This window comes from Streptomyces swartbergensis, assembly GCF_002148965.1.
Taxonomy (GTDB): domain Bacteria; phylum Actinomycetota; class Actinomycetes; order Streptomycetales; family Streptomycetaceae; genus Streptomyces; species Streptomyces swartbergensis.
In genome coordinates, this window is sequence record NZ_NGFN01000042.1 from 26,706 (window position 1) to 34,665 (window position 7,960).

Annotated in this window: 7 protein-coding genes and 1 pseudogene; 3 read left to right on the forward strand and 5 right to left on the reverse strand. The window is 72.9% G+C overall.

What is annotated here, in order from left to right; genetic code table 11:
* Positions 1-132: 132 nt before the first annotated feature.
* On the reverse strand, positions 133-1,410 hold the full coding sequence (locus tag CA983_RS09905; protein ID WP_086600497.1) for a GAF domain-containing protein: 1,278 nt from the start codon (positions 1,408-1,410) through the stop codon (positions 133-135).
* Between the two features lie 259 nt (positions 1,411-1,669).
* Positions 1,670-3,304, reverse strand: coding sequence for an acyl-CoA dehydrogenase family protein (locus CA983_RS09910; protein WP_086600498.1), 1,635 nt, complete (start codon positions 3,302-3,304; stop codon positions 1,670-1,672).
* Positions 3,305-3,413: 109 nt separating this feature from the next.
* Here CA983_RS09910 and CA983_RS09915 point away from each other — a divergent pair, with 109 nt between their 5' ends.
* Positions 3,414-4,583, forward strand: a complete 1,170-nt coding sequence (locus tag CA983_RS09915; protein WP_086600499.1) for a YihY/virulence factor BrkB family protein — start codon at positions 3,414-3,416, stop codon at positions 4,581-4,583.
* Positions 4,584-5,025: 442 nt separating this feature from the next.
* Positions 5,026-5,715 (forward strand): DUF6597 domain-containing transcriptional factor, encoded by a 690-nt coding sequence (locus CA983_RS09920; RefSeq protein WP_086600500.1) that lies wholly within the window; start codon positions 5,026-5,028, stop codon positions 5,713-5,715.
* On the opposite strand, the gene CA983_RS09925 is transcribed toward CA983_RS09920, so the two are convergent.
* Together CA983_RS09925 and CA983_RS09935 are read right to left on the reverse strand one after the other, a co-directional pair.
* Complete coding sequence (locus CA983_RS09925) at positions 5,695-6,099, reverse strand: VOC family protein (RefSeq protein WP_208636928.1); 405 nt, start codon at positions 6,097-6,099, stop codon at positions 5,695-5,697. The two genes, CA983_RS09920 and CA983_RS09925, sit on opposite strands and share 21 nt — an antisense overlap.
* A 384-nt stretch (positions 6,100-6,483) precedes the next feature.
* Positions 6,484-6,696: pseudogene (locus tag CA983_RS09935) on the reverse strand (DUF5954 family protein); the annotation flags it as partial.
* Positions 6,697-6,933: 237 nt separating this feature from the next.
* Between CA983_RS09935 and CA983_RS09940 the strand changes: the two are divergent.
* Positions 6,934-7,473 carry a peptidoglycan-binding domain-containing protein gene (locus CA983_RS09940; protein WP_086600502.1) on the forward strand — a complete coding sequence of 180 codons (540 nt, stop codon included), beginning with the start codon at positions 6,934-6,936 and terminating at the stop codon, positions 7,471-7,473.
* Positions 7,474-7,510: 37 nt separating this feature from the next.
* Here the strand turns inward: CA983_RS09940 and CA983_RS09945 are convergent.
* The coding region (locus CA983_RS09945) for a helix-turn-helix domain-containing protein (protein WP_425276439.1) at positions 7,511-7,960 on the reverse strand (450 nt) is incomplete at its 5' end.

Here is a 7,960-nt window from a genome sequence, read left to right on the forward strand (position 1 = left end):
TACGTTGACGGAGAAGCAGGTGGGGTGGCCCGTAGGGGATGCTACGGCAGGTGGGCGGGTCAGGGACGAAGACCTTGCAAATATGCGCAAGATGCACCCTTGGGAACGGCCGGACGCCACATCCCGTGAACCTCAGGGGGCCGGTGCGGAGGTGCGCAGCCGCCCCACCGCCGGTGCCGTCGAGTGCGGCAGCACGTCGTGCGGGTCGTCCGGCAGGAGCACGTCGACCTCGGCGTCCTCGGCGAAGCGGTACGGCCGGTGTTCCAGGAACGCGCCGAGGTAGCGCCGTACCCGCGACATCTCGGCGCGTACCGTCACCGTGCGGGCCGGGTCGCCGAACACGTCACCGGCCAGGTCCGAGGCGCTGCGGCCGGTGCGGTGGACGGCGAGGAGGTACAGCAACTCGGCATGCCGGGGACTCAGTTCCCGCGTCCAGGAGCCCGCGCCGCCGGAGACCGCCACCGTCCATCTGCGGGCCTGTCTCAGGTCCAGCACGATGCTGGTCGCCCCGCGCGGCACCGGCTCGTCGGCGGCCGCCCGCAGCAGCCAGCCCCCGGCCAGCGGCTCCACCGAGCACAGCCCGAGCGCCGGCACCCATCCGGTGCCCGGCGACAGGGACTTGGGCAGGGCCACGCGCCGTGTGTACGGCATCCCGCCGACCGCGGCGGTCCAGCCGTCCCGGTCGACGACCAGGGCACGCCCGGCGAGCCTGGCCAGCACCGGCGCCGCCACCGCCCGCAGCCGCTCCAGCGACTCCAGGTGCCTCTCCCGCAGCCGGGCCTCGGCGAGTTTGGCCACCGAGTCGACCCAGGCGAGCGTCGCCGGATGCATCGTCTCCAGCGGGCCGCTCACGTCCACCACGCCGAGCAGCCGGCCGTCCCGCGGATCCGTCAGCGGAGCGCCGGCACAGGTCCAGACGGCCTGGGAGCGCACGAAGTGCTCGGAGGCGAAGACCTGCACGGGCCGGCGCACCACCGCCGGGGTGCCCAGACCGTTCGTGCCGACGACGTCCTCACGCCAGTCCGCGCCGAGCTCGAAGCCGAGCCCGTCGGCCTTGCGCAGCACCGGCGCGCTGCCCTCCCGCCACAGCACCCGGCCCTCCTCGTCGGCGACCACCATGATGTGGTGGGCGACGTCCGCGAACCCCAGCAGCCCCTCCCGCAACACCGGCAGCACATGGCGCAGCACCGACGTCTCGCGCCGCCGCTGCACCTCCTCGCGGGACAGCGGATCCGCCCGGACGTCGTGGTCCGGATCGACACCGCTGCGCAGCATGCGCTCCCAGGACTGCTCGATCACCCGGCGCGGCGGCACGGGCGCGGGCTGCCCGGACAGCCGGGCGGAACGGACCTCGCTGAGCACCCGGGCCGCACGCGAGGTGTCCACGGCGGCGAGCTGCGTGACGTCCATAGGCGTGGGCCCCCCGGAGTCTTTCCGACTGTCCGTTCTGACTGTCCGTCTCATGGTGCCGTCCGCCCCTGAGCGGACGCGCACACTCCGCACACAGTCAGCAGCAAGTTGCAACCCCTTGCAACCCTGGTGGACGGGTCCGGCCGTGTCCGAAACTTGAACCGCGCCGTCCCGAGCGGCGTTCAGTGGCTCGAACGGGCCAGTGAGGCGGGGGTGGTGCCGTGTCGGCGCAGCACCACCCCCGCTTCGGGTGCCCGGGTCAGGTCACCGGCCGGGCCCGCTCCACCACCGACGCCAGATCGAGACTGTGCGGGAGCGTCCCGAACGCCGCGCCCCCGTCGCCGCCCAGCCGCGCCGCGCAGAACGCGTCGGCGACCTCCGGTGGCGCGAAACGGACCAGCAGCGACCCCTGGAGCACCAGCGCCAGCCGCTCCGCAAGCCGCCGCGCCCGCCCCTCCACGCCCTCCAGATCGGCGAGTTCCGTCAGCAGGTTCTTGATGGCCCCGTCGAGCCGGTGATCGGCGCCGCGCGCCTGCCCGACCTCCCGCAGATACGCGTCGAACGCCCCCGGCTCCCGCTGCAACGCCCGCAGCACGTCGAGGGCCTGGACGTTGCCCGCGCCCTCCCAGATCGAGTTGAGCGGCGACTCGCGCACCAGCCGGGGCAGCCCGGACTCCTCCACATAGCCGTTGCCGCCCAGGCACTCCGCCGCCTCCACCGCCACCGGCGGGCACCGCTTGGTCACCCAGTACTTGGCCGCCGGCACCGCGATCCGCAGCAGCGCCCGCTCCTGCTCGCCGCCGTCGTCGCAGGCCGCCGCGAGCCGCAGCGCCAGCGTCGTCGCCGCCTCCGACTCGATCGCGAGATCCGCGAGGACGTTGCGCATCAGCGGCTTGTCGACGAGCTTCCCGCCGAACACCTCCCGGTACGCGCAGTGGTGCACCGCCTGCGCCACCGCCTGCCGCATCAGCCCCGCCGAGCCCAGCACACAGTCGAGCCGGGTCGCCGCCACCATCTCGATGATGGTGCGTACCCCGCGCCCCTCCTCACCGACCCGGCGGGCCCAGGTCCCGTCGAACTCGACCTCGGCCGAGGCGTTCGACCGGTTGCCGAGCTTGTCCTTGAGCCGCTGGAGCAGGAACACGTTGCGCGTGCCGTCCGCCAGCACCCGCGGCACCAGGAAGCAGGTGAGCCCGCCCGCCGCCTGCGCCAGCACCAGGAAACCGTCGGACATCGGCGCCGAGCAGAACCACTTGTGCCCGGTCAGTTCGTACGTCCCGTCCTGAGCGAGCGGCCGCGCCGACGTCGTGTTGGCCCGTACGTCGCTGCCGCCCTGCTTCTCCGTCATGCCCATCCCGAACAGCGCCCCGGCCTTGAGGTGCGCGGGCCTGAGGTCACGGTCGTAGACCATGGACGTCAGCCGCGGCTCCCACTCGGCGGCCAGACCCGGGTCCGTGCGCAGGGCGGGCACCGCCGCGTGCGTCATCGACAGCGGGCAGCCGTTGCCGGCCTCGACCTGCGTCCACACCAGGAAGGCGGCGGCCCGCCGAAGATGCCCGGCCGGCCGGTCCCAGGCCGCGGTCAGACCCGCCGAGACGCCCTTGCCGAGCAGCCGGTGCCAGGACGGGTGGAACTCGACCTCGTCGATGCGGTGGCCGTACCGGTCGTGCGTGCGCAGCCGGGGCGGGTTCTCGTTGGCCTGCGCCCCCCACTCCTGCACCTGGGCCGAGCCGGAGGTCCGCCCGAGCGCCGACAGCTCGCCGAGCACCTCGTCGCGCAGGCCGGGATCGAGATGCCGTTCGACCGCCGCCGAGAGGGCCCGGTCGGCCGAGAAGACGTCGTACCCGACCAGCGGCGGGACCTGGTTGTTCACGGAGTGGGTGCTGCCAGCCATGGTGCGAAAGTACCCCGGGGCGGCCCCTTGGTCACCAAGGGACGGGGCCGGGGCTTTCGGAGGCCACCTGTGGGTGAGTGCGGTCGGGCGCGACGGATACCGTTAGGGGGTGCAGCCAGCAAGTGAAACCCCCGACACTCCCTCCGGGCGCCTCCACCGGGCGCGTGCCCTCTACCGGAACGTCTCCAAGCGCAAGACCGCCTGGCTGTTGCTCAAGGACACCGTCAACTCCTGCATCGAGTACCGCATCCTGGGGCTCGCGGCCGAGGCCGCGTTCTTCACGCTGCTGTCGGTGCCGCCGCTGTTGCTGAGCATGATCGGACTGCTCGGCTACGTCGACGCCTGGACCGGCGCGGACACCATCGAGAGCCTCCAGAACAACATCCTGGAGGCCGCCCGCACGGTGCTGTCCGACCGGGGCGTGCGGCAGATCGCCGAGCCGATCCTGCACGACGTGACGAAGGGCGGCCGGCCCGACATCATCTCCATCGGCTTCCTGTTCGCCCTGTGGTCCGGCTCCCGCGCGGTGAACGTCTTCATCGACACCATCACCGTCATGTACGGCCTCGACGGCGTCCGGGGCATCGTCAAGACCCGGCTCCTGGCCTTCGCGCTGTTCATCGTCGCCCTGCTGATCGGCTCGGTCGCGCTGCCGCTGATGGTGGCCGGGCCGGACGCGGTGGTGCGGATCGTCCCGTGGTCCACGACGGTCGTGCAGGTCCTGTACTGGCCGGTCGTCATCCTCCTGTCCATCGCCTTCCTGACCACGCTCTACCACGTGTCCGTCCCCGTCCGCTCCCCGTGGATCGAGGACGTGCCCGGCGCGCTCGTCGCCCTCGGCATGTGGGTCCTCGGCAGCTTCCTGCTGCGGATCTACCTGACCAGCACGGTCGAGGGCCCGACGATCTACGGCTCCCTGGCCGCGCCCGTCGCCGTGCTGCTGTGGATCGGTGTGGCCGCGTTCGCCGTACTCGTCGGGGCCGCGGTCAACGCCGCCATCGACCGGGTCTGGCCGGCCGCCGCGACGGCCGCGGCCCGCGAGGCCAACGAGCGGCTGCGGCAGGCGCAGGTCGCCGAGTACGTGGCCCGCGCCGCCGCCGCGGGCGAGTCCGACCCCGACATGCCCTCCGAGTTCCCGGAACGCTGGTCCCGCTTCCTGCCCCCGGAGGACGTCACGGCCCGGCTGCGCACGCACGTGAAGAGCACGCACGTGAAGAGCACCCACACGAAGGGCACGAGCCAGTCCGACGGGGAGGCTCCGCCGCCCGCCGAGAAGTGAGGGTCACGCGCGGCCGGCCGGGCCCGCCGACGTACGGCCCGGCTGTCACGCCTCCGGGCCCTGGTCTGCCAGTGGCCCGTGCCGTCCGTCGGGGTCTCCCGCGCCGTCGACCGGTCCGCCCGCCGTTGTCACGCCGTCCGGGTTGTCCAGCCGTTGCCGGTGCCGTCGGCCGCTTCCCGTGCCGCCTGACCGGGGCCATGCAGTCGGCCGGCATGCGAGATGGGGCTGTCTCACCTTCCGGATCCCGGCCGCCGTCTCCTCCCACACGAGGACCGCGAGGTCCCCGAGAGTGTTGCGTCGCGGCTGTCGAGGAGCGTGTCGAAGATCGCGGTCGGGTCGCGACCTCCTGCGGCGGCGCGCCGAAGGCGGGCAGCGCCTCACCGAAGTCCCGGGGCGGCCCGGCCGGGGATGCGCGTGGCGCCCTCGGCGTAACCTGGCCTACGTGTACGTGGAGCGGGCGTCACGGCTGGCCGGAGCGGTCGTGTGGAGCAATGTCCCGGAGCGCGGCGGGGCGGCGCGTGTGCTGCCCGACGGGTGCATGGATGTGCTGTGGCACGAGGGGCGGCTGCTGGTCGCCGGGCCCGACACACACGCCCACGTCACGGACGGCGAGAACGGCGCCTGGGCCGGCGTCCGCTTCTACCCGGGCACGGCCCCGGCCCTGCTGGGTGTACCGGCGCACGAGCTGCGTGACCGTCGCGTCGAGCTCGCGGAACTATGGCCGGCCGCGGAGGTACGGCGCCTGGCGGCACGGGTGAACGCGGCCCCCGACCCGGCGAGCGGACTCGAGGACCTCGCCCTGCGGCAGGCGGCCCGTGCCGATCCGCCGGATCCGCTGCTGCGGCACATCGTGACCGCGCTCGGCGCGGGCCGCCCGGTCGCCGCGACCGCGGACGAACTCGGCCTGGGGGCACGCCAGTTGCACCGCCGTTCGCTGACCGCGTTCGGGTACGGCCCCAAGACCCTGGCCCGGATCCTGCGGCTGCGCCGCGCCCTCGCGCTGGCCCGGGTCGGTGTCCCCTTCGCGGACACGGCCGCCCGGACCGGTTACGCCGACCAGGCCCATCTGGCCCGGGATGTCAGGGAGTTGGCGGGTCTGCCGCTGGGGGAGCTACTCGCCCGCCGCGGCTAGCGGAGCGAACAGGTCCACCCCGTTGCCGTCCGGGTCGAGCACGACGGCGTACCGCTGTCCCCAGAAGGCGTCCCAGGGCTTGAGCTCGCCGTGGCACCCGGTGCCCACCAGCTCCTCGTACAGCGCGTCCACTTCCGCCGGGTTGTCGCAGCGCAGGGCCAGCGAGGTCCGGCCGCCCTCCGGGGGCGGCTGCCACTCGGGCAGGAAGGAGCGGACCGTCTCCTCGGTGTCGAACATCAGCCGCAGCCCGCCGGGCAGTTCGGCCTCGGCGTGCGGCTGGTTCTCGGCACCTTCCGGGAAGGCGAACCCGAGCCGGCGGTAGAAGGCGACGGATGCGGCCATGTCGGAGACGACCAGGCCGATGGCATCGAATCGTGCAGTCATGGGCCCACCGTAGGCAGGCCCACGAGGCCCGGTCTTGAAGGAATCGGACACCGCGCCGGCCGGTGCCCGATCCGCGTCCCATCCGTTCAAGACGGCCTCCGGGCAGGCCCGTAACGTCACCGCCATGACGACCGCGACGCGGCAATCCAGGCACCTCGGCGTTTCCATCGACCGCCTGGCACAGGAGGTCTACGACTACGTCTCGAACCCCGCCGACGTCCCCGGCTGGGCTCCCGGACTGGCCTGTTCCATCGAGCTGGTGGACGGCCGGTGGGTGGGGGAGTCGCCCATGGGGCGGGGTCGTGGTGGTCTTCACGCCCAGGAACGACTTCGGCGTGCTCGACATGGCCGTCTGCGGCCAGGTGGACCCTGGAGTTCAGCCCCCGGCTCGTCGGTGTCGTCCTTCGCCGTGAACCACAGGTGCGAGTGCAGCCCGTCCCGGGCCACCTGCGGCATGCCGTCCGTCACCGGCTTCGGCAGCCGCCATTGCGGCCCCACCGCCGGATCCTGCACGGCGACCCCGAAGACCGGCCCGCGCAGCGACAGAGCGGGATAGCGCCGCGAGGCGTCCATCGCGTCGGCCTCCCGTACCCAGGCCAACAAAGACTGTTGTTGGGAACGGACGACGAGTGGTCCCCGGCTCATGCCGGTCCCGGTCGTCCCATCCTCCGGCGGGACGCCGCCGCCCCGCTCGTGAACCGTCCCTGGGCGGTCCGCGTACGGCGGGAAAGCTCGCTCCGGCCGCCCCCGGCCCATGAGGCTGTGCCGTGCCGGAAGAGACGAGCCGCCCCAGGGGGAATCCACGGGTGACGGCGGCTCGGAAAGGAAGACCGCATGAGCATGCGCAATCGGGCCATGGCGATGGTGACGGCCGTGATGCTGGGGGCCGGGGCCACCGGAATCGCCCTGGCGCCGGCCGCCGACGCCGCACCCGCGTACTTCGGAGTAGACGGCGGCGGAGCCGTCGGCAACGACTGGGAGGACGAGGAGAACCTCGGCGTCGAGGCGTACGCCAAGGGCAACGCCATCGCCCTGTGGGAGACCGTCCTGTGGGCGGACGGCGCCCTGTGGGAGGACGACGAGGGCGAGTGGCGGCCCTTCAAGAAGAGCCAGATCGACGGCTCGTTCGGGCCGGAGACCGAGTCGGCGACGCAGTGGTGGCAGAGCCGGTACAACCTGTCGGAGACCGACGGTGTCGTCGTCAGCGAGAGCTGGGACTTCGCCCAGACCCGGTTGCAGAGCCTCCCGGGCAACATCGTCCAATACAAGGGGGACGTGCGGAACGTCAACTTCAAGCGCGTGGGCGGCAAGTACCAGGTCAAGCTGAAGAACGTCGGGCCCTGGAAGAACGCCCATTACCGCATCGTCGGCTGAGAACACCGTCGCCCGGGGAGCGGGTGGACCCACGGCCTCATCCGCTCCTCGCAGGCAGCACCCACAGCAGCCCGGCCAGCAGCACCACGATGACCGCGAAGGAGACCAGGGCCGCCGCCCGCCACCGCCGGTACTCGGCGTCGGTCGGCGGCGCCGCCGTGTCCGCCGCCGGTCCGGCCGGCTCCGCCGGCACCGCCGCGCCGTGCGGCCACGTCTGGTCCGCCAGATCCCACAGCGCCAGCAACCGCGCCTGGTCCGCCCCCGCCACGCGGCACAGCGCCTGCACGGCTCCCCTCGGCGGCTGCTTGGCCCCGCTGAGATACCGCTGCCACGACGACTTGCTGTACGCCGTCCGCCGCGCCAGCTCGGCCAGGCTCAGACCTGTGCGGTCCTTCAGGGTCCGCAGTTGCCCGACCAGGTGCCGTGCCTCCCTAGGCAGTGCGTCCGGAAGCGGCCGCCAGCGTGTCATGGTCGTCCCCCAACTGCC